Origin of the sequence: Mesorhizobium sp. M0244 (assembly GCF_040321795.1) — a bacterium.
Classification (GTDB): domain Bacteria; phylum Pseudomonadota; class Alphaproteobacteria; order Rhizobiales; family Rhizobiaceae; genus Mesorhizobium.
In genome coordinates this window covers 135,026-161,352 of sequence record NZ_JAMYSE010000003.1, presented here as the reverse complement: position 1 = coordinate 161,352, position 26,327 = coordinate 135,026, and the positions used below count along the sequence as shown (strand labels likewise).

The window sequence follows — 26,327 nt, the reverse complement described above, 5'->3', positions numbered from 1 at the left end:
CGAGATACTTGTTAAGATTGACTTGGGCTCTACACCGCCCTCATCGATAACGAAACGCCATATCCAGCTTTTCCAAGGGTAAATTGGGCACTGTCCAATACTTTATTTCTTGAGAAATCGAACGATTTTTGCCGCGCAGTGACGCTCGGACATATCAAGGCCTGTCCTATATACGTGTGGCTGAAGCAGACCGATGGCTGCGCGTCGAAGTCGAAGCCGTCGAGTTCGCGCACGAACGGGAACTGCGCGATCTTGTTCGACATGGAGATGCGTCGCTCGTCGCGCCGTGCGATCTCGCTCGACGCCAGGAAAGCCAAGGCCTCACGCAAGGTCATCTTTGAACGGGCCGCCTCGTCCAGCAGCGTATCGAGCTGGTCGCGGATCGCCGTCAACTTCAGCCGATCCAGGATTGCGATCAGCAGGTCATGATCTAGGGTCGTCATCACTAGCCCCCTCCGACCACCGCTTCGTACTCGGCGAGTGGCCGCAGCAAGGTGGCCGGGGTGATCTGGATGCGCTCGGCGCGCACCGGCCCTTCGAAGCCGGCAACGCCGACAAAATGCATTCGGTCCACGATGCGCTGTCGTCGCCCTCGGCACAGGGCGTGGTCGGCCACTACCTGGCCGGCATAACGGACAATCACGCGGCCTGCCAGCACCACGACCTGGACGCTTTCACCGATCAGGCTCCAAGGGACCGAGTAGCTGTTCGTATCCAGGTCGATTGCAGGCCTTGCGGACTAGATCCCGCAGCTGGGCGCGGCGACACAACTGGTCGCTCGCAAGGCCGGAATGGGCGGGGATGTACCATCCGGAAGGCTGTGAACTTTATCTGCATGCCGATGCGTCGAAGGGATATTCGCTTGATGGGCTTCTCAAGGCGCTTTGCAAGGCTCCTTCACCGATCGTGCCCGCGAATTGTGACAGGGTCGCCATCGAGGATCACGTTCCTTTTGTGACTCCGGGAGAGAAGGCTGAGGCCGAGGCGAAGCTCGCGAGAAACGTTCAACGAAAAGCTACCGCGCCACGCGGTCGCGATACCACTGTCGAGTACCGGCTGCCGCTCAGCGGCAAGCGGCGCCGGCGTCCGAAAGCGGCGATGCCGGTGGACGCGCATGCCAGGATTAGGCACCCTGCTGAAGGGTGTGCTGACCGAGATGCGAGTGCGCGCGGGCGTGTACAAGCGCGTTGATGCAGTCCGAAGCGAGCTTGATGACTGGGTTCAATGCGAACACGATCGGGCGGCCATGCCCGATGCGGTGTTTTTCCACCTCTACTACGGAGAGAATTCCGCGGGAGGAACGTCAAAAGCGGGTGAACAGCACATCGAGGACCTCCGCCTCGCACAGTCCATCCTGATGCAACATTATCCGGATTGTGCGCCGTTGAGGTACCTCGTGGGAAAAATCGATCTTGCCGTCATATCGCTTGAGAAGTTGCGGTGACGATGGCGGTCGTCCGGCCAGGCACAGGCGTTCTATTCGTCGGCGTCGGCATCACTCTCGCCGGGGGCGAAAAACCCCGGCATGATGTCGCCCGCCAGAAGCTTTTCCTTCGACAGCAGCCCCGCATCCTCGAGCGCCTCGAAGTCGGGAAGGTCGCGCAAGGTTTCAAGCCCGAATTCCAGCAGGAACTGTTTCGTCGTCACATAGGTATAGGGGGCGCCGGGCGTCGGGCTTCGCGGGCCTGAGGCGATCAGGCTGAAGGAGCGCAAATTGCCGATCAGGTCGCGGCTGATCTCCTTGCCGAAGAATGACGAGAGTTCGGCGCGCGTGATCGGCTGAAAGAAGGCAATGCACATCAAGACCAGCACTTCGGATTGCGTGAGGTCGACGGCGCGTTCGTTAGAGCCTACGGCCGTACGGATGGCGTCGGCATAGGCCGGCCGCGTAAGGTGCTTCCAGCCGCTGGCGACCGCGACCAGATCGTAAGGCCGGCCCCGCAGCTCCTCGCGGATGTCGTCGATCAAAAGGTCGATGCTGCAGGTCTTGCCGACGATGCGGGTAAGCACCTCGCGGCTGACCGGTTCGCTGGCGGCGAAGATGGTTGCTTCGACGCGGTTCATCCATTCGCGCCAACGTACTTCTGGCGGCAGGTGATCCAGTTCGCGGTCGAACAGGTGATCATCTGATCGCTCCTTCGCCCTTCTCCCCCTCGCCTGCTCCATGGTCTCACAGCCCGTAGATGCGGAAGGTCGGACGGCCGGACAGCTCGCGCACGGCGCCAAGGTCGATCAGCCGGTCGAACAGGCGGCGCAGGCCGCGGTCGCTCATGCCGGCGATCTTTTCGGATGCGACGATCGCGTCGTCGGACAGCAGCTTTTCGACGACGTTGTCCGCCCCTTTCGCCCGCAGTTTTGGGACGACAGCCAGCAGGCGGTCGGCGCGGCGGCCGCGCGCGGCCGCAAGATCCATCGCCTGCAGCGCCGCCTGCGCATAAGCCGCCCAAATGCGTTGCCGGGACGCCTGCCCGGATTGCCGTTCGGCATGTGGTAACCGACGACCGCCCGCCACCGGGTGCAAGCCGGACAGGGGCAGCGCATGCGCCCACCCTAGCCGGTCGGCCAGAACAGCGTCGGCAAGCCATGGTCCAAGCTCACGCGCGGCGCGACTGTCATGACGCTCGAGCACGGCGATCGCGGCGATCGCGCCAGCGACTGCATTACCGACCGTGCCAGCTATCGCCTGGATTTCGTCACCGATTTGGCCGGCCGCCGCCTCGTCAAGCGCGCTCCCCAGATCCGCCGCGACATCGACTAACACCGCCTCGCTGACCAACGTCGCGACCGGACGCGATGCCAGCGTTCGCCAGGCAAGCAGCATACGGCCGGCGGGTCCAACGTCGTCGCCGGGACGGGTGAGCAGCAGCGCGTCGCGCAGCGCCGCCTCGTCCTCGACCCGGCCGGCGCGTTTGGCCGTTGCCGCCGCCGCCGCGAGTGCCAGGCGCCGCCGCCAGGCGCCGGCCCATCGCTCCTGCCGGTGCACCACCGCGTCGAGGGCGGTCAGCGCCGCGGCCGCGGCAAATGCAGCGTCTTCAATCGAGTCCGGACCGGCCGCCGCGGCGCGCAGCCAGGTCGGCACGGGAGTGGCCAGCGCAGCCGGGGCTGCACCGGTGACGACCACAGGTCCATGGCGAAGCAGTTTCGGGCGCAGAATCATCGTCGACAGCATGAATCATCGCGGCGCTTCTGGCAACGAAAATGGCCGAAAGCCGCCGTGCCCGTCGACAGTTAAAAACGAACGATAAACCGTAGCCTTTCGTTTTGATCTTTTTAGAGGAGATGCTCTCTCTCGTCGATCAAAACCCGGAAATGCGCGTTGGGCAAGAGCAAGCATACCGCGACGGCAACAAACACGCCGCCCCGCCTCAGAAGAGGCGGCGCTGCCGGATGATCTGACCTGGGACGCTCGACCGCAACAGCGACGCGGCGTGAGCCTCGATTCTTCCTTGCAAAACAGGAGTTGCACTCCACGATTACAAGGATGATTGGGCGCCGCTTCGCGGCCGAACTTACGGAATCGCTGGACACCGTGTCGCTGCGCGGACCGCGTCAGGTTTGGCAAGACCAGCCTAGCGCTGGAAAGAGCCGGAGAGCGTCCTTCCATCCGAATCCGACGCCGACCGCCTATCTCGAAATGTATCATTTCGACTGTCTCGACGTTGGCGCCGTCAAACCGATCCACGCCCAGTCCCCGTCAAGCCGCAACCGCTGTTTGACCGCGGCCGGGATCTCAATGGCATCATCGGGATCGGACGGTGGTGTACGGGTGATCGGCAGGACGCGGACGACGGGGCAGCCGTCCTCCTACATGGCGACCAGCGCCAGCACCAGGCATGGCCGGTCCTTGTGTCGGCTTCCTCGCGCCCCTCGCGGTGTTGCCAATGCCAGAGATACGACTGGCGGAAGACGTGACCGACCTTGATTTCAGCCGGCAGCCTTTTTTGCTGTCAGACCTTTGCCGGAGGAAGCTCGCCGATGAGATGGTCAAGGCCCGGCTCCATTTCGACGGCTTCGACAGCGGCGATTTCTTCGGCGCTGAGTTCCGCGGTCAGATCGACCCGCCGGTCGCGCTTTGACAGCCGGACAAAATCCTCGTAAGCCAGCAGCACGGTGCGAGGCCGGCCGTTATTGGTGATGATGACAGGGTCGTGAACCGCGGCATCCTGATAGGCGCCGAAGTTTTTCGAGACGGCGGCGGCGGTGACGGTGGTGGTCATCGGCTGAACTCTTTTCTTCCGGAAGATACGGCTTTTCCGGGCTTCCACAGGTATCAGCCGGCCATCGTAGTTCGCGCTTGAGCTGGGCGCAAAGCGATAAGCTGCGGGATTGGCGATCATCCTCCCGTCATCCTTGCTGTGGCGCCGTTGGCCTTGAGCGCCGCCATCAGCATCGGCCCGACCGAAAAAGTCCCCGCCTTGGCCTTATCAGTCAGCGCCCGAAGGTAGCCGCCGGCGGAATTGATGTGCTGAGCACGTTGCAGGATACAGGCGATCACCATCGCCGCAGTCTCCTGACCCATCGCATGGCAGGCTTCCTCATACGCTGACGGCGAAACACCCAGATATCCCCGCACCTGGGCGGCGGTTATCATGAGATCGCGCCAATTGCCGATCCCGTCGACGGCATAATCCGCAATTTCGGGGCAGGCCTTCAGCACCATCCCCAGCGGATAGGTTTTCGGCGCCTCTGCGGTCCTCGTCCTGGGCTCGGCCGTCGCCCCGCTTTTCTCTAAAGCAGGTTCAAATTCAAAAGTAGAGTCGGTATTTGAATCAGATTGCTGCCGCTCGTTTTGAGAGTCATTGCCGTTCGGATTCGTGGATTTCATATGAGTTTCCAGCAGCTTATCCACATCGTCATGCAATACGGCCAGATCGCCCACGATCGGCTCAAGCTCAATGATGGAGGCTCGGCGCGGAATTGCCTCCACGATGCCGCGGAAACGCTTCCACAGGCCTCCCCAGTCGCCCGGCACATCTTCGTCAACCGCCGCCTCGATCAGCTTGTGGATGTCACGGCGGTGCAAGGTAATCCGCTCCCGCATAAGCCTGAGCGCCCGGCTGTCGGCGCGAACACGCTCAGCCACCGCCTCGAACTCGTGAGCACGCGCCAGCAGTGGCGCCAGGGAGAAGCCAAACGCTTCCTGAATCTCCCCTCCCCTGCCCTTGCGGGCGTAGCGCTTACCGTTCGGGCTATCTCGACGGATGATCAGCCCGCAGTCAACAAGAGCCGCCAGGTGTCGTCTGACCGTGGGTTCGGGCATTCCATGAGCTCTAAGGGACAGCTGTGCGTTCGAGGGAAACACGATGAGGCTGTTTTCCTCACTCAGTTCGCTGTCAGGATAGAATGATAGCAACGCATTCAGGACGGCCAGAGCGCGATCGCCGATGCCGACGATGCTCTTGCCCTCGCAGAGGTTGCGATAGACCTGCCATTTGTCGACGACCCTGCCCTTGGGGATCTCACGTGACTCGTTTTGCGCTGCCAGCATGGCAAGCGACATCGGCCGCCGCCCAAAGGGCGTCGTTGCAATACCCGTCTCCATTTGTTCCTTCGCCTTCAATTGGGCAAAAGAAATCCGTCCGCCGAATCGACGCTTAAAACTCTTGACACTGATTCGCGGAAATGAGATTCTCGAATTGTCCAGAGACGAGAAGGGCTTCCGCTACGGTGACGTTCGGGGGCCTTTTTCTTTTGCGGGTTTAGTCTCCTGTTGCCTTCGACGATCTGAATGCCTCGTAAAGGCTGTCCAGGTTCTCCGAAATGTATTCGCCGAACTCGGCCGCGTCTTTCGCTTTCAGCGCCAGACTGAAGGCCTTTCCATTGTTTCTAATCGTCGCGGCGACCGATTTGTCAGCCGGTGCCCAGGTTCTGTCGTTTCGCGGAGCGAGCCCTTTCCTGATTGCCTTGTTGGATTTCGCTCCATTCAGAAAATCAAAGAGCAGGTTGAAACGCTCGTCAGAATCCGCGGCCGCGAAATCTTCGCTGGCCACATAGATCTTGGCAATTGGCGTATTCTTGGGGTTCTCGACGAGTTTCCGAAGATCCAACCACCGGTCGCGTCCAATCCCTTTGGCCGGCCCAATCGCATCAATGACGACCGCGGGGATAGCTTTCGGAATCGTCAGCATCTTAGAGAGGGTCTGGTAGTCGACCGACAGAGCAGATTGGATGGTTTCGCGGCTGAAACCAAGCCCGTCCAGTTGCTGGGCGAACAGAACACGCTCAATAAACGTAAGATTGGCGCGGGCGGAGTTTTCCTGCCCCTGTGCGACAACGTGGTCGATGTCTGCCAGCGTCTTCACCACGGCGCGGACAGGCCTCCCGAGTTGTTTGGCAACTCTCACCCGTCGGTGTCCGAAAACGGCCATGTAGCGGCCTTCGGTGCTGGGATGGGGTCTTACAAGGATTGGGGTATCCTGTCCCCTCTCCCTGACTGCCTCCAGCAGTTCGTGGTATGCTTCGTCCTGATCAAGGCTCATGCGGTCGGGCACAAATGACCTGTCGACAAGGTCGGGATCAATTTCAATAACCGTTTCGCCTTCGGCGAGTTTGGAGGCCTGCCTGGCCAGTTCATCGATCGACGATGAGATGGACCTCGCTGCTCCGAATTTGCGAAACCCGGAAGCTGGCTCTTCATCTTCTGCCGTTTCGGGCGCGGATTCCCGCATCAAATTGTCGAAAACGTTCTTTCTTACCATTTCAGCGTCCCGAAATTTGGGTCATTCAACTGATTTCATTGCAATAAAACCTGACTTAGACGGCCGTCTATTTCGTACGTCCCCAAGCCCCGTGAATCAGATCTCTGATTTCGGCGTTAACCGCTTCCATCGACTCCATGGCACGGTCGTATGTTGCCCTAATCATCCCGGATTTCTCGACCTCATAAAGCGTCTGCTTCGTTAACCCAGCATCCGAAATCGCGGTCGATTTCAACATCGGCGTCTTGAGCATTTGCGACGCGAGCATTGACTGCATGAATCCGACCATCTGGGCTTGCGGGACGTCGGTCGGTTCGTATCGAGTGATCAAATATCTGAACCAATCTAAATCTACGTCGCCGCCCGCCTGGCGAATTGTCTTCAGGATGTCGCCGAGCATCAGAAGGAACTGCGACATGGACATCAGGTCGAGCATCTGCGGATGTACAGTAATCAGGACCGAAGTCGCCGCCGACAAAGCAGTCAGCGTCAAATAGCCGAGCTGGGGCGGGCAGTCGATTACAACCACGTCGTATCGGTCATCGACCTCTCGCAATACTTTTTCGATGCGATTCCAAAACGTCTTCCCGGCAACGGAATTCTTGTCCTGCATCGCCAGTGGAGTGTCATACTCATATTCCTGCAATTCTAGCGACGCAGGGATAAGTTCCAGGCTTGGAAAGTTTGTCGGCAAGATCACGTCGGTGATGGGCTTCCGCCCGTCGTCGTAACGGATCGCCTCGTAGATCGACGGATTCTTGTCGAGTTCGGGTTGGATGCCGTACAGGGCCGATAGCGAAGCCTGTGGGTCGAGGTCGATGGCCAATACACGGTGCCCCGTTAGCGCCATATGTTGCGCAAGGTGTGCGGCCGTCGTTGTCTTTCCGCTGCCCCCCTTGAAATTAACAACGGCAACGACCTGCAGCTTCTCGTCCCTGCGGCGGTGAGGAACGTATTTCTTCACATCGGCTCGGCCGTGGCGGTCGAGCCATTGACGCAGCTCCATGATCTGCTCGGCGGAATATGTCCGGCGACCTCCGGCATGTATGGTTGGCTCGACACCCTTGCCTTCAAGGTGCAGCTTCTTGAGGTTGCTAGTCGAGACCCCGAGAAAATACGCCGCTTCCCCGAGTGAAAATTGCCGCAAGGTCTTCCTGGCGTTCGGTGGGAAGGTCTCGAAACGAAGCTGGTTCAGCTTCCTGGAAATCTCGCGGCCTTGTGCCAGAATGGTGTCGTCGAAGAGGGGTTTCGACACGGGCGCTAAAACGTTCATGCTTTCCGGAACCTCAAGTGACGGCATTTCGCCAAAATTCTTTCGAATGCCGTCATTATGTCCGATTCGTTTGTCCCGACAAGAAATTTTAAGTTAACAAAAGGTTAACGCTAACTGGCGGTAGAAGGTCATACGGAACTGGTCTATTTCAGTTTGACCCTCGGCGCGGTCCACGCGTCTGTCCCGGGCAGATGCGAAATGCGATCCAACGGTTTTCGATAAGGTTCCTCAAATCGCACCGCCTACCCGCTCGCCGCTTCACCCCGCTCGATCCCTGATGTCTTCGGCGCGATGTGCGCCAAGCCCAAAGTCGCCCGGTTTCAAAGCTGGGAGACCTTCACCGAAGATGGCGGAGGCGCATTCCTGGCATCGACGCGCTGCGCAATCCAGGCAATCCGGGATGGTTTCAGTTTGCTGTTGAGCGCAATATAGATCGAAGGATTGTCGGCGATTGCGGTCTCACGACATTCGAGACTGACAGTCGCTGGCGGATATCGGGTCTACTACAGGCAAGTTAAAAACGGCCGTAGTTTGATCGAATGCGCCTTTCCACAGTCACCGCATCATTGCGTCCTGTCCACCGGCGCTGTCCGCGTTCTCGAAGATTCCGGCCTCGTGGAAGCGACTCATTCCGGGCTATTTGAGTGGTCCAAAGGCGCGTGGACAGACGACGCGATCCATCGCCGTTGTCCGCTGGAGCAGGCTTCCGGCAGCGCTCTGAATATCGAACTGAGACGCTTCCGGTCTTGTTGACCCCTTTGGACCTAGCAGTCCGATTGTTTTCACTAAGTTTTTTTGCAATTTAGACGGCAGTCTATTAGATGCGACGTGGTGGCAAAGTTCAACGCGCCGGGCTGTGGCACGACCTTTTTCGTTGACCATTTGCGCGGCGGTCTCGGCCAGTTCGACAGCCGCCGGCGAACCGTCGATGGCGCCTGCGGCCCGTCGCTGCGCAAAAGCCCCCTTCGGGATTTCAGCGTCGCCCAGACGTCGGCCGGCATGCGGTGATGGGCGACGAACTTGACCAGGCCTCCGGTGCCGGCCAAGGCAGGGCTGCCTAAGGCGGCCTGGCACCACGCTTCGAGATAGCCGAGGTCTACGCAAGCGCCTTTTTCGATTTCTCGCCAATACCTCTTTTAACAGATGGCGCAGCGTTTCGACGCCGCCGTCGGACAAGACGCCGGCCAGAAACGCGCGGCGGTCGATCGACACCACCGAATCCAATTGCGTCGAGCGCCTCGGCGCGCCGCAGTTTTGCGTCAAATGGAGATTTCGGGAGCCGGGAGTCCATAGTGCTCGCTTAAAACACATACGGCTTGTCCGCTCAGGCAAGCAGCACGGCGGCGTCGAGGTCTCGTAATCGTCTGTGGCAAAGACTGTGCGCGTTTGATAACCTCCGAAAGCTCGCCTTTGCCCGAGCGACGCTCCGGGTGGTATCCTCTTTAGACGCAGATTGCATCTCGACCTCCCACGATTGAGCACGCGCCATAGGGGAGGGGAGGGTATTTCTTCGCTACAGCCCGGAAGCCTTGGTGAGGTTGAGCCGGAACCGGTCGCATCGATGCTGGTATTTGCGGCTCATCTTGGAGGGATGGCCAAGCTGTTTCTGAACATAGCTCGTCGACCTCGTCCGAGGAGGCCCTTCCTCCTCTACCGGCCGAGGCTGGATGGATCTGTGAGCCCGCCTGCCGGCCGCCGTTTCCATCATCACAGCAGTCATGTGTCTCACGGCTCATTCGTCGCCTGCGAGGCCATCAAACGCCTCAAGCAGCGCATCGACGATCGCCTGGCCGAGCGCCTGTGCCGTCGCGCCGATTTGGGCTTCGTTTCCGTGGCGGGCGACGGTGGCGAGTTCCTAACCCTGATCCGTCAGGATCGCATTGGTCCGATCAATCGCCCATTGAGCGAAATCGTCCCGGCTGTCGATGATCCTGGTTTCCATCAATACGCGCTCCCGCGTTTACGTTCTGTTGGGCCTACTTGGGCCAAGATCAAGGTGCGCGATGGGTACTGCGTTCGCGCTACAATACGTTTCGTATCCTTGCAACGTCAGGCCTCGCTGAGGCAAGTTCCCTGGCACCCGCGAAGCGCAATTTTTGCGGCTCAGCGGCCATCTGCAGCGCAGTGGGATCGTTTGAGCCGAACAGCGCGGCCGGGACCAGTGAGCCTGAGGCCGGGTAGACGATCAGCCGCGCGGCGCGACCCAATTGGCGCTCGGCGTCGTTGTAATAGCGCGATGCCTGTTGCACGGAGCGGTGCTGCGATTGCTGCATTGCTTCGGACAGCGGAATGCCGCAGCGGGCGGTTTCAGTGAGGTAGCCGGAGCGCAGGCCGTGGCGGAGAACGCTGCCGGGTCGAGCCCGGCCTCGGCGATGCGCCGCTTCAGGATCAAGTTGACCGCCTGAGGCGTTAGGGCGCGTTTTTCGAGATTGCCCCAGCGGTCGATGCCGCGAAAAACGGCGCTTTCGCTTATTCCGGCGCGCTCCAGCCACGCTCGCAGCACCGTTACCGGTCGGCCAACCAGCAGCACGAAAGCGTCGCTGTCGGCCTGTGTCGTCTTGGTTCGGCCGAGCCGGATCGACAAGCACGGCAGTTTGTCGCCATCGGGAGCCCTGGGATCGGCCGGCACCGGGTCTTCCTCGACCAGCTGCTCGACGCGCAGAGCAGAAATTCGCTGTGTGGCGGCGGCCGCCGGACGCGAAGGCGGTGATGAGCAGGGTGCGGTCGCGCACGTCGACGAGACGGTCACAGGCGCAGGTGTTGAGCAGGGCGGACAAAATATCGGCGGTCACGGCTTTCTTGCTCTTGCGGCCGCGCGGACGGGCGCTGGCGCGCACCGCCAGCTTTATCGCGCTGTGCAGCCCAGGGGCCGAAAAATCACCGCGCACACCGCGCCATTTGGTCAGCGTCGACCAACTTGACAGACGCCGGCGCACGGTGGCGGCCGCATGCGGTCCGTCGCCGCGCAAAAGCCCCCGGGATTTCAACGTTGCCGCAACGTCGGCGGGCATGCCATGCGCCGGATCGGTTTCGCGTTTCGCAAAATCCCACAGGTGGTGCGCGACGAATTTGATCAGCAGCGCCTCCGGCGCCGGCCAAGGGAGCGAAAAACCGGTCGCGGCCAGGCACCAGACCTCGAGGTAGCCGAGGTCGGAGGCCAGCGCCCGCAATGAATTCTCGCCGATGCCTTCGTTGGCCAGGTGCCGCAGGGTTTCAACGTCATCGTCGGTGAGCAGTTCGGCCAACTGCTCCCTGCGCTCGAACGGCAGCACTGAATCGAGCGCGTCGAGCGCTTCCGCGCGCCGGATCCTTGGGTCGGAGGTAGAGGGCTTTGGCAGGCGAAGGTCCATGACGACGGCTCAGAACAGATATTTTCTGTCTGCCCATTCGAGCAGAACGGCCGCATCGCGGTCAGGCAGGCGCACGCGCCCGGCGCGCAGTCCGTCGGCGATGGTGTGGCCGACATCCGAGATCGACCCAGTAGCCGTGGCTCATCAGAAAAAACCAGGCGAAGGGCAGGCCCATTTCGGCGTCGATCGCCTCGATGCGCTCCATCAGCCGATGCACGGACACGCTCTCGCCGGCGAGCACCCTCTCGGTGGGCATTTTCAGTGGCCGCGGGATAAAACCGATCTCGCGTTTTTGTTCGCGCACCTCGAGGTCGTGGATATCGAAGGCCCAGTGGTCAAAGATGCGGTGGCCGCAAGCGCTCGAACGCTCCCAGTCGGCAAAAAAGCGGTTCTCGCGCGGCACGAAATCCGCTGCGTCTCAGCAGCGAAATCGCGAGAAACCCAGGTCGGCTCGAAGAGATGGTCGACGCTGTTGGGACGGTGGTGGGGATCAACGACGGGGCCGGCCAGGACCTCGAACTCGCTGCCGAGCGAGAGTTGCACGAAGTCGGCGACGCCCAGCCCGGTCGGCGCAAAGGCGAAGGCGCTGGCGCCGCGCCATTCGGCGAATTTTTCTCCGCTCTCGCGATGCCGGTTCCAGAAGGCGGTGAGGTCGCCGCCGACATCGGCCAGTGCGCGCTCGACCTAGGCGCGATGGTCGCCGAGGCGGGTGCCGTCGGCAGCGACGACAGCATGAGGGTTGCGCCAAAAGGGATCGTCGATCGTCACGACGGTGAAGGCAAAACCTGAAAAGTCCCTGTGGAGGGCAGAAGCGAGTTCGGCGTCGGCCGATTGCGTGACTTATCGATAATGAACCTTTAGAAGTTGCGAATTGATTTCATGGATTGACATTCGTGAAATCGAAACGTAAATAGCACCAGGAGCACGAAGATGAGCGAGAACGTCGTCTACCTGCACGGCCAGCCGAAACCCGTTGGTCACTTTTTGCGCGTCGGAACAAGCGGTCACCGGCAGCTCGAGACCCTGCTGGGCTCGGGAAGGATGATGGTTGATAGGGTCGTCGTGGAAGCGTCAGCGGCGCTGAGGCAACATGATCTCCTGACGGCCCTCACCGACGTCGGCGGCGAACTGATCTTGGACACCAATGTCGCCGAGCTTTCGTCGATTGGCCGGTTTAGTGGAGCGGCCAAGTCGGCGCCCTGGGCAAACCCTGAGAGCGTTCTGACGCCGGATGATCTCCGGCCGAACGCGAACCGGGACGTCATCGGGCAGATAGCCCGTTTTGCGGTGAAACAGGGTTTCCATGCCGTGCAAGCACCCGCGCACATTCTTGAGGGCTCGACGGACCAGCTTTTCGCCCTGGATTGCGAGGCTACCACCGCGCTACGCCGGGCGCTCGATGCGGAAGGAGGGAAGCACATCGGCATCGACTACTCGTTGATGATCAAGAATGCCTCCCTTCGAGATCCTGCTCAGCGACGGGCTTTCATCTCCGCGCTGAAGAACGTACCGTTTGACAGTCTGTGGTTCAGGGTCTCCGGCTTTGGTGCCGATGCCACACCGATGGGACTGCGGCGGTACATTGCTGCAATGATGGACTTTTACAGACTGGACGTCCCCGTTGTCGCTGATGGGGTCGGTGGCCTTGTTGGTGTCGCTATTGCCGCTTTCGGCGCTGCCGGCGGAATTTGTCATGGCGTTGCCGAAAAGGAACGCTTCGATGCCAGCGATTGGTCGAAGCCGCCTCAGACCGGCGGCGGAGGACGCGAGAAGCGGGTTCTGATTGGTGGTTTGGATCGCCTCCTTAGCGTGAAGCAGGTCGACGCGTTGATGGCTGCACAAGGAGCCAAACCTCTGCTGAGCTGCCACGATCGGTCATGTTGTCCGAATGGCCTGAGCGACACGTTGAAGGATCCGAAGGCGCACTATCTGCGCCAGCGCGCTCGCCAGATACGAGAACTCTCAGCGGTACCCGACGGGCGACGTTCGCAGCATTTTCTTGAAACGGAGCTGGCTGCCGCAGAACGGATCGCGCGGTCGGCCGCGAAGCTCAAATTATCAGATGAAGGCTTATCCGAGTTGCTGCAACGCAGTAGCGACCGATTGGAAAAGATGCATGCGGTGCTGGAGTCCTTGAATGGCACAATTGCCGGCCAGCCAAGGGCACCCGTTCCACCGCGGCGGCAGGGGAGGGGTGCGAGCGTTGCTTCGCACCGCAGGTAACACAATATGAGCACAGCTGTAGCACGAATTCTGGACGATCTTCGGTCTCGGGGAGGCCTGCAGGGCAAGGACATCGCCAACATCGTCGATGTGTCGACCGCAACTGTGTCGCGGTGGTCGCACGGCAATGGCTCTCCAAATCTTCGAACCCAGACGGTCATTGCCGATCTGCGGTACGTTGTTGACCGACTATCTGATTTCTACACGGCGGACGAGACAAGACTTTGGCTGCATTCGCGCCATCCCCTTCTCAATAACGAGCGCGCGATTGATCTCATCAATGCGGATCGTACCCAGGAAGTCCTGGCGGTGATCGAACGCCTCGATGCCGGCGCCTACATCTGAGGCGACACGTGGAGCGGCGAGCGCGAGACCTCGAACTCCTTGACCTGCTTGATACGCATAAGGGCGTGTCATTCGAGGGAGATGTCTGGCGCATTGTCCGCGAGGAGCGCGAGCCGCTGCTTGGCTATCCAGCTGGAGCCCGTTGGGATCCGGGTTCGTTCGATGTACTTTACACGTCGCTGGAGCGGGAAGGATCGCTTGAGGAGATTCACTTTCATTTAAGCCGCCAGCCCGTCTTCCCGTCCAAAATTCGATCGGTCCTTCATCGGATCTCGGTTCGCACCCAACGGACGCTCCGGATTGCCAATCTAACCGAATTGAAGGCCCTCGGCGTAACGCCGGAAACGTATGGATCTCTCTCCTACCAGCGTACGCAAGAGATCGGGGATGCAGCCGCCTTCCTCGGGTTCGATGGCATTCTGGCGCCGAGCGCGCGATGGCCGTGTCAGAACCTCATTCTCTTTACCGAGCACTTCACGCCGGCAGATCTCAATGTCGCCAGCTCAGAGTCTGTCGATTGGGACGACTGGAGAAAGCGAAGAGACGCCGAACGACGACAACGCGGCGGCAAATCTTGATCCTAGTAAGGCAGGGGAGGGGCTTTTTCTACAGCCCCGACGCCTTGGTGAGGTTGACCCGGAACCGATCGCGCCGGCGCTGGTATCGACGGGTCATCTCGGCGCTGGTGTGGCCGAGTTGCTTCTGCACATAGCGCTCGTCGACCTCGGCCGAAGAGGCGAGGCCAGCACGCAGCGAATGGCCGGAAAACTTCTGGCCGCGTTCGCCTTCCGACAGGTCACCGCGGACGCCGGCGGCGAGCGCCGCCCGCTTGACGAGGCGGGCGACCTCCTGGTCGTTCAGCCGCTCGGCGCCGACGGCTTTGCCTTGCCCGGTGACGCGTCGAAACAACGGCCCATGCGCGATGCGGGCGAGTTTCAACCAGGTTTGCAGGGCGACCACTGGGCAGGTGGTATCCGACGAGCCGCGACCGATCTCAACCTCGCGCCAGCCGGTTTTTCCCCGCAGTGTCACCAAAACACCCTTGTCGGGGAAAATCTCGACCCAACCGCGGCCATCCTCGGTCTGGTCACGCCCGAGATCGAGGCCGACGATTTCCGAGCGCCGCAAGCCGCCAGCGAAGCCAATCAGCAGCATGGCGCGATCACGCAGGCCGCGCAGCGTGCCGCGATCGAGCGTTTCCAGCATGGCGATCAAATCCTCGGGCAGAATGGCTTCCTTCTGCAGGGGAGGGGAGGCGTGGGTGTTGCGGATACCGGCGAGCACGGTGGCGATGTGGCGGTCTTTCCTGTCCAGTGGTTGGCCACGTTGAGTATAATTCCAAGACAGCGAAGAAAGGCGGCGCTCGATCGTCGCCACCGATTTTTTGTCCCGACCAGATCCCGAGGCTTGCGCGGCGATGTAAAGGCCGACAGTCTGAGGATCGGGCGGCAACACCTCGATGTTCTGGCGGCGCGCCCAGGCGCAAAAATGCTTCCAGTCGGCGGCGTAGGCACGCCGGGTGTTGGCGGAGCTAGCCGCCTCAACGTAGTCGCGGGCGCGATCGGCGAGTTTTCCCAGATGCGCCGGCAGGCGAAACGTTGACTCCAAACCGGACGCCGGCAGCGGGGCAGGGGACTTTTCGCCGTTCTCGAGATCGTCCGCAGTTTGCCTCATGGCGAGCACGACATCGACAATATCAGGCAGGTCGTCGGCCGGCGTCTGCGCCGCGGGTTGATCGGCATCGGCCCCCGTGCTGCGGGACGATGCGGAGCCCTGCTGAGGGTGATTTTTGGGCTTGTGCTCAACGAAAACGGCCATTTCCTCTATAGAGAGCAAAACGCGCGATAAGGCAACATTATCGTTCGTTGTAGACGGCCGACAGGCGCGGCGGTTGTTCGGTATTTCGGTTGCGAGAAGCGCCGCCATGATTCATCGTGCCTGCGATGATTCTGCGTCCGAAACCCTCTCCGCGCCACTACGCCACGCATGCCGGTTCCCCTTCGACCTTGCCGATGGCAACGGTGCCGACGTGGCTGCGCCGCGCCATCCCGGATGCGCAAAGTCTTGCTGGAAAAGAAGTTGAGGACGTCGCACTCGCCGCGGGCGCCATCATCGGCGCGCTCGATGCGGTGGTCCGCCGGCAGGAGCGGTGGGCCGGCGCCTGGCGGCAGCGCCTGGCGCTTTCGGCCGCCGCGGCAACGGCAAAGCAGGCTGGCCGCGTCGAGGATGAAGCAGCACTTCGCGACGCCGTGCTGCTCACGCGACCGGGCGATATTTTGTCAGGGTCTACGACCCTCGGCCCCGCCGGGCTTTTACTGCTCGCCTGGCGTCGGTTGACATCTCGGCCTGCGGAAGAACTGCTGACGGAAAAGAACCTTGCCGCAGCGTTGGAAGAATTCGGCTACGCCCGCGACGACGAGAGCGTGAGCGACCTGACGGAAGATCTTCGGCAGCTCGCCGCCGGTGACAGAACGTTGGCAATGATGACGGGCGCCATCGCGATCGCCGAACGCTACGGCTTTGCGCGCGCCCTTCGAGCCTGGCTCACCGACGCCCTGCTGGCGCAACTGGGCTGGGCACACGCGATGCCGCTGCTAGGCGCCGATGCGGCTTTGGGCACAAGCCCCCGCCCGCGTCGATGGCAGATCCCGAGCGTGCGAAAGGTCTGCTTGCCGCGCAGGCACGCGCTGCGCTGCGCGTGATTGTTCTTTCCGCTGAGCTCGAGCGCCGCGCGGACCGGCTGCTTGCGGTCGCGCCAAAACTCCGGGCCAAGGCGGCGGACATTGTCGTCGAAAAGCTGCTGTCCAACGACGCGATCGTCGCTTCGGCACCGATCGCCGGTATGAGCGATCGCGGGCTGCGCCGCCTGTTCGACCGGCTGGTCGAGCTCGGCGCCGTGCGTGAGCTTTCCGGCCGCACCGCATTCCGCATCTACGGGCTGTAACGATTATGGTGGAGGCAACCCGCAGGCGGCCTTCCGCGCCCGCAGCAAATAGGTCAGCCGCTCAGAAGTCCGGGGCGCGGCGATGGTCCGCCATCGTACCCTCCACCTTGTAAAGCGCAGCGTCAAAATCGCGCTGCTAACTTCCTCGCTGAGCGGCCAGGAAAGCCCCGCCGTTTCCGCACGCCGCAGCGTCTTGCGCACCGTCGGGGGACACCGCAACGACAAGCTCTCAAGGCTTCCGCCCTGCCTCCCATATCAAAGAAACGGGACGGTCTGAAGGAGGCTTTGGCTAAGCGCCATGCTTCGGGCCGGCGGCGCCTGTGCGATCAGGCCGGCACCGCGCAGATGACCAATAAGATCGCGGCTGATCTCCTTGCCAAAGAAAGACGACAGTTCGGCGCGGGTGATCGGCTGGAAGTAGCCGATGCACATCAGCATGAGCACCTCTGACTGCGTGAGGTCTGCCGCGCGCTCGTTACCGCCAAATGCACTGCGGATGGCGGCATAGGCCGGCCGGGTCAGGTGTTTCCAGCCGTCGGCGACGGCGACCAGGTCATAGGGGCGACCGCGCAATTCCTCGCGGATGTCGTCGATCAGCAGCTCAATGCTGCAGCTCTTTCCCACAATGCGGCCAAGCGTTTCGCGAGTGACAGGCTCGCTGGCTGCGAAAATCGTGGCCTCGACGCGGTTCATCCACTCGCGCCAACGCGCTTCCGGCGTCAGGTAAGCCAGCTCCCGGTCAAACAACTGGTCAGCTGATCGACGGTCATCTGACCGGCTCCTCCTCGCCGGGCTGTCATCGCTGGCCTCTGCCGCCGGCCCATGACGACGCTATACTTGAGCGGCTGCTGTCGGGCCGTGCGGTCGTCCGCCGAAAGACCTAAGCGAACCGGATTTTGCGCTGATCGCCAGGGGAGCTGAAGCGCAACGGGGTGACGCTAACGCTGTTGTGGCAGGAGTATCGCGACGCCCATCCCGACGGCTACGGCTATCTGGTTTTGCGAGCACTTCGCCGCTTTCGAGCGCCGGACGAGCGCGACATTCCGCAATCGGCGGGCGCGGTGATGCAGACAGACCATGCCGAGCAGACGGTGCCGCTGATCGATCCGCCCGGCATCATATACCTGACGCAGATTTTTGTCGCGGTGCTGCGCGCCTCCAATCTGACGTTCGCCTTTGCCAGCTCCAGCCAGAGGCTGCCGGACCGATTGAGACCAAGTAGGAGCGCTCGCCTTCTTGGCGGTCACCAAGGATCGTCTTGAGGCAATCTTGGCTTTGCCTGGCCCCGATGCCGATGAGCTATCTCTCAGTATCGGGTGGACATTAAGGAACGCCATGCTAATTGGAACAGAAGTCTAATAAGGACAGGGTTAATGTGGCGACTGTTTCCCGCGAGCGATATCGGCTACTGCGGCCTTGTTAACGTTCCCTATCATGCGCATTTCACACCGGCGGTTGAGATCGCCTGGAGGTTGCATCCTGATTGCTGGGGGCGTGGATATGCGACCGAAGCCGCCGTCACTGCGCTTACCTTCGGTTTCCGAGCTGCGCTTGGGCATACCGGAATCGGTGAGCAGTGGCGTCACCGAGGCAATGGCCGAGCCCGCGACGCTTGAGCTCGGGCCACGCACTTCGCACGGCTCGAGCTGGATCATCCCGGTGCTTTAAAGCAGCTCCAGGGAGCGAACCAGCCGATAAGGACCAACCGCTCGATTCTTGATCAGTGAGATGCCCGAATTTGTGGCTTGTGAAAAGTGAGCAACTTTGTGCGCGTGAAAGTCACTTTCTGTCGTACTGTTGCCTCAGGGGCCAGAGCTCAGCGAGTTTGGCAGCCGTTGTTAAAATCGATGATCCCACATCTCCATGCCGATCTGCGGTTAGGCGCGAACTCGGACCTGCGACGCTGACCGTGCCGACCGTCTGGCCATCCGCCAATTTGATCGGGGCAGCAATCGCAACGATACCGGCCTCAGCCTCCTCGTCCGAAATCGCCCACCCTCTTTTCCGAGTCAGCTCCAATTCCTCAATGAAATCCTCTACTGAGGCCAACGATTGCCTTTCTCTTTCATTGGCACCGTCGTTGATAGCTATGCGAATAGCGTCTGTCTTACCTAGTGTCGACAGATAAGCCCTCCCGTTGGCCGTAGTCGCTAAGCGAACTCTCGCTACCATTTCGGGCTGATATTTCAAGCCGTTGCGAGCGCCTTGAACTTGTGCGATCCAAGTCAATGTCTCGCCCTGTACTACTGCCATACGAACAAGCTCGGCGCTTGCGGCGGCCAACTCTTCTAACACGGGCTGGCAGACGTCCGTGAGATGTGTGGCGCTCAGAAAGCGCTGTCCCAGAATGGCAAGTCTGAGGGTGAGCTTGTAAAAGCCCGTGACAGGCTCCTGCTCCACCCAGCCGATCTCGCACAAGACGTTGAGCATCCGGTGGGCAGCGCTTTTTTGCAGGTCCAGCTTTTCGGCGATCTCGCCGAGCCGCATTGAAGAAGCCTCATTGGCCAGCAGCTCAACGACGGCAAAACATCGCTCCACAAGAGAGTTGACAACCCGCACGCAATCTCTCCAGAATGTTATTCTAGCAGGAAAACCATTCTTCTAGGATTGGTTTGCCCATCGGTCAAGCGTTTTCGAGCGGTACCTGCGAAAACACTTTCGGTAAGAAAGCAGAGAGACGCCGACCCCCTGTTCGAGATCGAGCAGCACACCATCGACCAAGTCTATCATAGTAGCAATTGCAGCGCGGCGTTTGGGTCGATCATGGGATCCCCGTATTTGTCAACCGCCCATCCCTGGGCCGCGTCCTTTTGCAGCGCGTCGATGCAGCTCGGTCTCCTCACGGGCGACAAAAGATAGGGGAGAAATCAAAGACGACTGGATTTCCGTTACGTGGCTAGCAAGGCAAACTTACTGGTTCCGAGAACCGGACGACCTCCGCGGCCAGCAATCTCCTCAATGAAGCTTTGGCGTCAGGCGCTCGTTGCTGCTCCTCGACCGGCTAGTCTTCCTGATGTAAAGGCCCACCCTAGGTGGTGTCCGTGGCCTTCTAGGATGATTCCGCCCTGACCGGTTGCACCGGCAGCATACAGACCGGGAATGATCTCGCCGTCGTTGCCTAGTACTTGCATGGATGCATTGATTCTCAACCCACCCTCGGTGAGAACCCAGCTGCGGACCGGGCCTAAGGCTATGAATGGAGCGCGTACAAGGCCCGGGGTGCCTTCCCGCAGCTTCTGGTTATAGGCAGCAACGGCTTTTTCAAGCGCCGAACCGGGGACTCCGATCTTGGCCGCTAGCCCGCCGATTGTGTTGGCCTGATAGAAAATATCTTTCCTGTTTCGCCTATAATCCGGCAGATAGGCGTAGGCGACTCCCGGAGCAGTGGAAATGTAGTAGGGCCACTTGCTGAACTTCTCCGCCAGAGCACCATCTAGCAGGATAAATGCCTCGCGATCCTGCTGGAATGGCACGCTGAACTGGGGCCTGTCGCATTCGTCAGTGAACCGCTCGCCCGCGCGATTGATCAGGATCGCGCCACACTCGTAGAGCTTTCTCTGCGGCTCGAGGACGGTAGTGAGGAACATCATGATGAAGGGCCGGATGAGCGCTGGTGGAAGCTGCGTCATCGACCACTTCATGATGAGAGCAAGGAACCGGTTTGGCGGTAGCTTGGTCATGAGGTTGTTGCGGGGAGGTATGAAGCGCAGCTGCGGGCCGCTGACGAGATCGCCGTTGACGATCTCTCCTCCGGCCTCCAAACCCATCCGGATGGCGTCACCCGTGCTAGTGGTTACGAGAGCGTCCGCGTGGGCCACGCTTTCTCCCGCAAATTCCTGTTTCATTTCCCGATTCGCGCTAAAATCACCTCCGGCAAGGACCACCCCCCGAGTCGCGAAGTATCGATGTATGACACCTCCGTGCTCAGCCGCCACGCCGGAAATCCGACCCTTCTCCTTGATGAGACGGATAGCGCGGTGATTTAGGCGGACGTCAACTCCTAGACTGCGTGCCCTGCGATAGAGTGCATGTCCATAGGACCGCGAGTTGGGTAGCACGTTGTGCATTCTGGGCACACGATGGGGCGGTTCGGGCATTGGCCCGAAAAAGACGACGCCCATGTCGAGGAGTTTTTTGAGCGTCTGCGGAACGTTGTCGACGAAAGCACGCCGGAGCTCTGGATTGTCCCTCGCGAGCAGCGGGCCATGAAACAGTGCCATGTCTTCGAAATGAGCATCGGGGACGTCGTCGATTCCGATCGCCTTCTGCATTGGCGACGCGCTCGAAGAAAGTGATCCGATCGCCCAACTCGTCATACCTCCCGGCCGGGGGTTCTTTTCGAGGACAAGGACGCGACGGCCTAGCTCTGCCGCCTCCACCGCAGCGAAGAGCCCTGACCCTCCGCCTCCGACAACGATGACGTCAAATGTAGCGTCCGCTTGAGCCACGACATTACTCCCTTGATCGGCCGGAATCCCCGGCTCGGGAGGGAAATACAGCGCCGCTGTCATTTTCCCAGATACCCTGTTGACCCCAGCGAGAAGACCGCATAGGGTCGCTGTAGAACGACATTCCAATTAGTATATCATGTCACACAGCGCAAGCGAGCACATTCATTATCTTTCCGAAGGTCTCTTGGCCGCATACCGCGGGCAGGGCCGCCTTGTCGTCGATGACGCGGTACTGCGCGATGTAAGCCGGTCGGCCGCCTTGGAAATCCAGCGGCGCGTTATCCAAGGGCTGGCTACACCCGTTGTCGCCTGGAAGGCTGCGCTGCTCGCTGACGGCGATCTGGTGTCGGCACCGATCGTGGCAGAACGGCTGTTCACGAGCCCTTGCCATCTGCAGCAGCAGTTGTACGGACGGGGCGGCGTTGAATGCGAGATTGCGTTCCGCTTTTCCCGCGCGCCAACGGGAGGCTACAGCTTCACGCAAACTGATATTCTCGATGCGCTCGACGGAGCGTGCGCCGCGATCGAAGTGGTAGATAGCCGCTGGGGCGGCCCGTCTCCGGCTCCTCGCAATGCCATGGTCGCCGACCTCCTGGCGAATGGCGCACTCGTCTGCAGCGCGTTGAATGAGGTGTGGCAAGGCGTTTCGTTTGCGACGCAGCAGGTGAAACTGAGGATCAACGGCACTCTGGTGCACCAGAGTGTAGGAGGACATCCCGACAGCGATCTCATCGGCCTGCTCGTCAAATTTGCGGGCGACCTCCGCTCCCGGGGCGTTCCCATCGAGCCGGGCACTATCGTGACGACCGGGAGTTTCACTGGGCTGTTCACTGCCAATCCGGGCGATGTGATCTCGGCCGAGTTTGAAGGGTTCGAGCCTGTTTCCGTAACGTTTGAAACGGGCAACACATAAGGAGTGGAAGATGCTTAGCGGCAACGGGGTGGTGGCAATCTGGAATGGCATCGCGAATGAGGGAAGGCTCGATTTCTACCAGTGGCACATCCACGAGCACATGCCCGAAAGGACAGACATTCCGGGATTCCTGCGGGGCCGCCGGTATAGAGCGGCGGATACGAACACACACCCGGAATTTTTCACGCTTTATGAGGTGGAAGGGTTCGAAGTCCTGACCGGTCCCGAATACGCCAAACGCCTTAACGCGCCGACACCCTGGACACGGCGGGCCACGTCCCATTTTCTCAATACGTCGCGAGGACTGGCTCGCGTGTTGTACTCAGGAGGACCGGGTCCTGGTGGAGCCGTCGCGACTGTGCGTTTTGAACTTTCCGCCGATGCGCCGGACAACCCGGAAGAGGAATTGGCCGAGCTCCTAGCCGGCCTGACACAGGCGCCGTTTCTGACAGGAGCGCACCTCTGTAACGCCGATGGTGAGGCGACGCAGGTCAAAACAGCGGAAACCCGGAAAGAGAGCGACTACGACGCGCCCCCTGTGTGGATCATCATCTTGGAAGGGTGCAACGCGGAGGCTTTGTGGTCGCCAACGCAAACGATCCTGCAGCACCCCTACGTGAGCCGGCCCAGGGCCGGTCGCTACCAACTGGAATACACGCGGCTGAAAACCGAAATGGCGGCGGGCTGAGGTCGATCATGAAACTTTTGAGATACGGCGCCGTCGGTGCAGAACGACCTGGCGTACTTGATAACGAAGGGACCATTCGCGACCTCGGTGAGATTATTAGCGATATCGGGCCCAGCACGCTTTCCAGGCAGAGGCTGGACGAGTTGCGTTCACTGGACATCAGTTCCCTGCCTGTGGTCAGCGCGGATGTGCGCCTAGGGCCTCCCGTGGCAGATGTCCGTCATTTCATTGCGGTTGGCCTGAACTACATAGATCATGCCACGGAGACAAATACGCCTGTTCCCGAAGAACCGGTCGTCTTTTCGAAGGCTCCCTCCTCTATATCAGGGCCTTATGACGTCATACCGATGCCGCCGGGCTCGAAGATGCTGGACTGGGAAGCCGAAATTGCCGTGGTCATCGGTGAAAAAGCCTATCAGGTCGCCGAGAACGATGCGCTTTCTGTTGTCGCCGGTTACCTGCTTTGCCACGATGTCTCTGAGCGGCGTGACCAGATTCACCGTGGCGGCCAATGGATGAAAGGTAAGTCACGTCCGGGATTTGGCCCTCTTGGACCTTGGCTCGTGACGGTCGACGAAGTGGCTGATCCGCAGAATCTTGAGATCTGGCTCAAAGTTAACGGCGCAACTCGGCAGTCCGGAACCACGGCGAAAATGATATTCCCGTTTGCCCATCTGATCTCATACATCTCTCACTTTATGGCTTTGGAACCAGGCGATGTCATTACTACGGGGACGCCGCACGGCGTCGGGCTCGGCATGAAGCCTCCGCAATTCCTAAAAGAGGGTGACATTGTGGAGTTGGGCGCGAGCGGGCTGGGCACACAGCGACAGCTTGTCGTCGCATCTGGAGGTTGCATTGCGCGTGATGCTCAGGTCGATGAACCTGCGAACAAAGGATCACCCTTCTAAATCCCGGTCCTTTCGATGTCGTCAGGTTCGGGCGAGCGACGTCGATTGCCTGGCCATAGCCCTTGGCGAGCGAGCGTTTGGCCGGGGAAGTCGGAAATCCCACCAGGCGTTTCTGGGTGCCGCCACGCTTTTCAATAGCCCCGTCCAACTACGCTTCCACATCCTCCCGAGGCTGTTGGCGGGGGCCAAATGGGCTCCGCGTTCCTGATTTGCGCGAGGCTCGATCTGCCATTTCGTTCCCGAAGGAGCCAATTGATGACTGACAGCAATGAAAACATCCTTGTGCCTGTGAGATTGTCGCACACGCCCGTTCGGAGCATGTCGCAAGGCATGTTGCTCAAGGGGAGTGGAGTATATGTCACCAGCGGAATCCTGGGTCTGGATGGGGCAGGGAACTTGGTCAATGAATCATTTGAGGCCGAGGTCGAAGCACTCTTTGAGGAGCTTGGCCGCACCTTGGCCGCGGCGGGCTTGGGGTATGAGCATATTGCCAGGATCACCTATTTCATTGTCGGACTCGAACCCTCGCTTGTCGACACCCTTCGTAACGTTCGGACTCGCTACCTTAACGGCGATGCTCCCCCGGCCTCCACCCTGGTAGGCGTGGCGGCACTTCATGGCGGGCCGCGCATTGAGGTGGAAGTCATCGCGGCCGTGCCTTGAGCGGAGGCACACTCGTGAGCGTCTGGCCGTCTCGACATGAGTAGCTAAGCCCGGCAAGCTCTAGTCGGTGCGCGGCAGCGCCTATCGAGCAGACTGTGTAGCGCGCCGACGTGTGCAAATAGAGGATGCAAATGAAAAAGAAATCAGAAAAAAACCAGGAACCTCGAACGGCAGCTGAATCTTGGCCGTTTAAGATCATTTCAGCAAGTGGGGCGGCTTGGAACAGCTCATGGGTGGAGGTGCCTGATCGATATGGCCTTCCTGCCGCATGGTGCTACAGCAACAAAATTAGCTACTCGCCTGGGGAACCGGTCAACCTGTTTATCTCGTCGACTGTGCCAAAGCTCGATATAGCAATACAGAAGGACGGATTGATTCCTGTCAGGTTAACAAGCTGGACGGGCGTAAGTGTGGACTTTCAAAAGATAGCTGCTCAGTCCTACATGAACGGCTGCGGTTGGCAGGAAACCATCAGTCTTGAGCTGCCCGAGGACGTTGCCGCAGGCGCATACATAGTCGAAATGCGTGATCCCAGCCGAGAAAGCAATGAGCCGGCGTTGGGCCATCACATTTTCTTTGTTCGCTCGAACAAAGGTAGGTCGGACAAAACAGTTCTGCTCGTGGCTTCCACATGTACTTGGGCAGCTTACAACGATTGGGGCGGCGCATCTCATTACATTGGCCTCCATCCAGGTTATCCAGACGGGTTTTCACCAATCTTGTCTTCACAACGCCCTTGGGCAAGAGGTCAAGTATGGCTGCCTTCGGCCGCGCCTCGCAACGTTCCCAAAACTCGGCCGCGTAGGCCCGAGCAACCCTATTGGGGCTCGAAAGAGTGGGCATTTGCGAACGGCTACTCACGCTATTACGCCTCGGCGGGCTGGGCAACGTATGAGCGCCCATTCCTGAGATGGGCTGAGCAAGCGGGTTACGATGTGCATGTCATTGCTCAGGAGGACTTGGAACTTAAGCCAGAATATGTCGAAGCGTACCCATGTATGGCATTCGTCGGACATTGTGAATATTGGTCGGCTCCAATGCGTCGCGCCGTCGACGCATTCGTGGACCGGGGCGGCAAGGTTGCCAGGTTCGCAGGAAACTTCTTTTGGCAAATCAGGCTCCGTGAAGGAATATCCGGCCAAGTATGTTATAAATCTCAGGCGCGAGACCATGATCCGATGCGCCATGAGAACCCTGAGCTAATGACTAGCCTTTGGGAGGATCCGTTGATTGGTTATCCTGGCGCCCAAACATTCGGTGTAAATGGAACGCGAGGCATCTACGCTGCCACGTTTGGCATAGCACAACGATCCACGCGGGGTTTCAACGTATTCAGGCATAAGCATTGGTCGTTGGAGGGGACGGGTCTTGGGTATGCTGATACATTTGGCGATGAGGCAAGCATCTTCGCCTATGAGGTAGATGGCTTGGACTATACATTTGTTGATGGTCTTCCGGTGCCGACCGGAAAAGGGGGCACTCCCGAGGGACTCGAGATCGTTGCAATGAATTGGGCAAGTAATTCTGAATACGGATTGCCCGAGCATTCCTATCATCTTCAACGTGGCGATACTGAAGCTCGCTTTATCGCATCTATTTTGGACACGACTCCAGGTCCCTCCGCCGAGGCGACTGACAAATACTCTCGCGGCAGCGGCATGATGGTCTCTTTTAAGAGAGGGAGCGGCGAGGTCTTTTGCGCAGCAACGTGTGAGTGGGTAAGAGGTTTAATTGAGAGCGATTTCTATACGGACCGGATAACTCGTAATGTATTAGACCGGTTTTTGCTTTCGGACTAGAGCGGAGGCTCTCCAGAACAGTTTTCATCGAATCCGCAATTATCGAGAACCGATCGCCGAATGCCGTTG

22 protein-coding genes and 8 pseudogenes are annotated in these 26,327 nt (G+C 60.0%); 14 read left to right on the top strand and 16 right to left on the bottom strand.

Annotated elements, in window-relative coordinates:
* Positions 1-188 precede the first annotated feature (188 nt).
* Both NKJ08_RS04405 and NKJ08_RS04400 read right to left on the bottom strand, forming a co-directional pair.
* Positions 189-443 (bottom strand): annotated as a pseudogene (locus NKJ08_RS04405) (ATP-binding protein); the annotation flags it as partial.
* 2 nt (positions 444-445) lie between these two features.
* Positions 446-755, bottom strand: a pseudogene (locus NKJ08_RS04400) (Mu transposase domain-containing protein); the annotation flags it as partial.
* A 359-nt stretch (positions 756-1,114) separates the two neighbouring features.
* On the opposite strand from NKJ08_RS04400, the gene NKJ08_RS04395 reads away from it, so the two are divergent.
* Positions 1,115-1,444, top strand: coding sequence for a DUF5623 domain-containing protein (locus tag NKJ08_RS04395; protein WP_352781438.1), 330 nt, complete (start codon positions 1,115-1,117; stop codon positions 1,442-1,444).
* 32 nt (positions 1,445-1,476) lie between these two features.
* Here NKJ08_RS04395 and scpB (NKJ08_RS04390) read toward each other — a convergent pair whose 3' ends face one another.
* The 7 genes and pseudogenes from scpB (NKJ08_RS04390) to repA all read right to left on the bottom strand — a co-directional run bounded on the left by scpB (NKJ08_RS04390) (position 1,477) and on the right by repA (position 7,971).
* A complete protein-coding gene (gene scpB / locus NKJ08_RS04390) occupies positions 1,477-2,166 on the bottom strand; it encodes an SMC-Scp complex subunit ScpB (protein ID WP_352781437.1) in 690 nt (229 codons plus the stop codon).
* 4 nt (positions 2,167-2,170) lie between these two features.
* The gene (locus NKJ08_RS04385) at positions 2,171-3,169 is read right to left on the bottom strand and encodes a DUF1403 family protein (RefSeq protein WP_352781436.1); all 999 of its coding nucleotides are present in this window, start codon (positions 3,167-3,169) and stop codon (positions 2,171-2,173) included.
* A gap of 497 nt (positions 3,170-3,666) precedes the next feature.
* A pseudogene (locus tag NKJ08_RS04380) lies at positions 3,667-3,935 on the bottom strand (plasmid maintenance toxin (PemK-like)); the annotation flags it as partial.
* A 12-nt stretch (positions 3,936-3,947) separates the two neighbouring features.
* The gene (locus NKJ08_RS04375; protein WP_352781435.1) at positions 3,948-4,217 is read right to left on the bottom strand and encodes a type II toxin-antitoxin system Phd/YefM family antitoxin; all 270 of its coding nucleotides are present in this window, start codon (positions 4,215-4,217) and stop codon (positions 3,948-3,950) included.
* A 116-nt stretch (positions 4,218-4,333) separates the two neighbouring features.
* The gene (gene repC / locus NKJ08_RS04370; protein ID WP_352781434.1) at positions 4,334-5,542 is read right to left on the bottom strand and encodes a plasmid replication protein RepC; all 1,209 of its coding nucleotides are present in this window, start codon (positions 5,540-5,542) and stop codon (positions 4,334-4,336) included.
* A gap of 157 nt (positions 5,543-5,699) precedes the next feature.
* Positions 5,700-6,698, bottom strand: coding sequence for a plasmid partitioning protein RepB (repB, locus tag NKJ08_RS04365; protein WP_352781433.1), 999 nt, complete (start codon positions 6,696-6,698; stop codon positions 5,700-5,702).
* A 67-nt stretch (positions 6,699-6,765) separates the two neighbouring features.
* Entirely contained in the window at positions 6,766-7,971 is a 1,206-nt protein-coding gene (repA, locus tag NKJ08_RS04360; protein WP_352781500.1) for a plasmid partitioning protein RepA, read from the bottom strand.
* An 831-nt stretch (positions 7,972-8,802) separates the two neighbouring features.
* Here repA and NKJ08_RS04355 point away from each other — a divergent pair.
* Positions 8,803-8,979, top strand: coding sequence for a hypothetical protein (locus tag NKJ08_RS04355; protein ID WP_352781432.1), 177 nt, complete (start codon positions 8,803-8,805; stop codon positions 8,977-8,979).
* A 505-nt stretch (positions 8,980-9,484) separates the two neighbouring features.
* Here NKJ08_RS04355 and NKJ08_RS38960 read toward each other — a convergent pair.
* The 3 genes and pseudogenes from NKJ08_RS38960 to NKJ08_RS04345 all read right to left on the bottom strand — a co-directional run.
* Positions 9,485-9,623, bottom strand: a pseudogene (locus NKJ08_RS38960) (integrase); the annotation flags it as partial.
* Positions 9,624-10,151: 528 nt separating this feature from the next.
* Positions 10,152-11,321 (bottom strand): annotated as a pseudogene (locus tag NKJ08_RS04350) (tyrosine-type recombinase/integrase); the annotation flags it as partial.
* A gap of 61 nt (positions 11,322-11,382) precedes the next feature.
* The gene (locus tag NKJ08_RS04345; protein WP_352781431.1) at positions 11,383-11,724 is read right to left on the bottom strand and encodes a hypothetical protein; all 342 of its coding nucleotides are present in this window, start codon (positions 11,722-11,724) and stop codon (positions 11,383-11,385) included.
* Between the two features lie 56 nt (positions 11,725-11,780).
* Here NKJ08_RS04345 and NKJ08_RS04340 point away from each other — a divergent pair, with 56 nt between their 5' ends.
* The 4 genes from NKJ08_RS04340 to NKJ08_RS04325 all read left to right on the top strand — a co-directional run bounded on the left by NKJ08_RS04340 (position 11,781) and on the right by NKJ08_RS04325 (position 14,467).
* Positions 11,781-12,110, top strand: a complete 330-nt coding sequence (locus NKJ08_RS04340) for a hypothetical protein (protein WP_352781430.1) — start codon at positions 11,781-11,783, stop codon at positions 12,108-12,110.
* A 141-nt stretch (positions 12,111-12,251) separates the two neighbouring features.
* Entirely contained in the window at positions 12,252-13,544 is a 1,293-nt protein-coding gene (locus tag NKJ08_RS04335; RefSeq protein WP_352781429.1) for a hypothetical protein, read from the top strand.
* Between the two features lie 6 nt (positions 13,545-13,550).
* On the top strand, positions 13,551-13,889 hold the full coding sequence (locus NKJ08_RS04330) for an antitoxin Xre/MbcA/ParS toxin-binding domain-containing protein (RefSeq protein ID WP_038655373.1): 339 nt from the start codon (positions 13,551-13,553) through the stop codon (positions 13,887-13,889).
* 8 nt (positions 13,890-13,897) lie between these two features.
* The gene (locus NKJ08_RS04325; protein WP_352492100.1) at positions 13,898-14,467 is read left to right on the top strand and encodes an RES family NAD+ phosphorylase; all 570 of its coding nucleotides are present in this window, start codon (positions 13,898-13,900) and stop codon (positions 14,465-14,467) included.
* A 28-nt stretch (positions 14,468-14,495) separates the two neighbouring features.
* Here the strand turns inward: NKJ08_RS04325 and NKJ08_RS04320 are convergent, their stop codons facing one another.
* Entirely contained in the window at positions 14,496-15,707 is a 1,212-nt protein-coding gene (locus NKJ08_RS04320; RefSeq protein WP_352781428.1) for a site-specific integrase, read from the bottom strand.
* A 125-nt stretch (positions 15,708-15,832) separates the two neighbouring features.
* Between NKJ08_RS04320 and NKJ08_RS04315 the strand changes: the two are divergent.
* Positions 15,833-16,833, top strand: a pseudogene (locus NKJ08_RS04315) (DUF1403 family protein).
* A 258-nt stretch (positions 16,834-17,091) separates the two neighbouring features.
* On the opposite strand, the pseudogene scpB (NKJ08_RS04310) reads toward NKJ08_RS04315, so the two are convergent.
* Positions 17,092-17,526: pseudogene (scpB, locus tag NKJ08_RS04310) on the bottom strand (SMC-Scp complex subunit ScpB); the annotation flags it as partial.
* Between the two features lie 221 nt (positions 17,527-17,747).
* Here scpB (NKJ08_RS04310) and NKJ08_RS04305 point away from each other — a divergent pair.
* Both NKJ08_RS04305 and NKJ08_RS04300 read left to right on the top strand, forming a co-directional pair.
* Positions 17,748-18,044 (top strand): annotated as a pseudogene (locus NKJ08_RS04305) (IS21 family transposase); the annotation flags it as partial.
* Positions 18,045-18,149: 105 nt separating this feature from the next.
* On the top strand, positions 18,150-18,449 hold the full coding sequence (locus NKJ08_RS04300) for a GNAT family N-acetyltransferase (protein ID WP_502906312.1): 300 nt from the start codon (positions 18,150-18,152) through the stop codon (positions 18,447-18,449).
* A 163-nt stretch (positions 18,450-18,612) separates the two neighbouring features.
* Here NKJ08_RS04300 and NKJ08_RS04295 read toward each other — a convergent pair whose 3' ends face one another.
* Together NKJ08_RS04295 and NKJ08_RS04290 are read right to left on the bottom strand one after the other, a co-directional pair.
* Complete coding sequence (locus NKJ08_RS04295) at positions 18,613-19,392, bottom strand: IclR family transcriptional regulator (protein WP_352781426.1); 780 nt, start codon at positions 19,390-19,392, stop codon at positions 18,613-18,615.
* Positions 19,393-19,805: 413 nt separating this feature from the next.
* Entirely contained in the window at positions 19,806-21,344 is a 1,539-nt protein-coding gene (locus NKJ08_RS04290) for an FAD-dependent oxidoreductase (protein ID WP_352781425.1), read from the bottom strand.
* A 124-nt stretch (positions 21,345-21,468) separates the two neighbouring features.
* On the opposite strand from NKJ08_RS04290, the gene NKJ08_RS04285 reads away from it, so the two are divergent.
* The 5 genes from NKJ08_RS04285 (at position 21,469) to NKJ08_RS04265 (ending at position 26,258) form a co-directional block, all read left to right on the top strand.
* Complete coding sequence (locus NKJ08_RS04285; RefSeq protein WP_352781424.1) at positions 21,469-22,197, top strand: 2-keto-4-pentenoate hydratase; 729 nt, start codon at positions 21,469-21,471, stop codon at positions 22,195-22,197.
* Positions 22,198-22,207: 10 nt separating this feature from the next.
* Entirely contained in the window at positions 22,208-22,885 is a 678-nt protein-coding gene (locus NKJ08_RS04280; RefSeq protein WP_352781423.1) for a hypothetical protein, read from the top strand.
* Between the two features lie 8 nt (positions 22,886-22,893).
* Positions 22,894-23,796, top strand: coding sequence for a fumarylacetoacetate hydrolase family protein (locus tag NKJ08_RS04275; protein ID WP_352781422.1), 903 nt, complete (start codon positions 22,894-22,896; stop codon positions 23,794-23,796).
* Between the two features lie 255 nt (positions 23,797-24,051).
* Entirely contained in the window at positions 24,052-24,459 is a 408-nt protein-coding gene (locus tag NKJ08_RS04270) for a RidA family protein (protein ID WP_352781421.1), read from the top strand.
* Between the two features lie 131 nt (positions 24,460-24,590).
* Positions 24,591-26,258: a N,N-dimethylformamidase beta subunit family domain-containing protein gene (locus NKJ08_RS04265; protein ID WP_352781420.1), complete on the top strand. Its 1,668-nt coding sequence runs from the start codon at positions 24,591-24,593 to the stop codon at positions 26,256-26,258.
* Positions 26,259-26,327 lie beyond the last annotated feature (69 nt).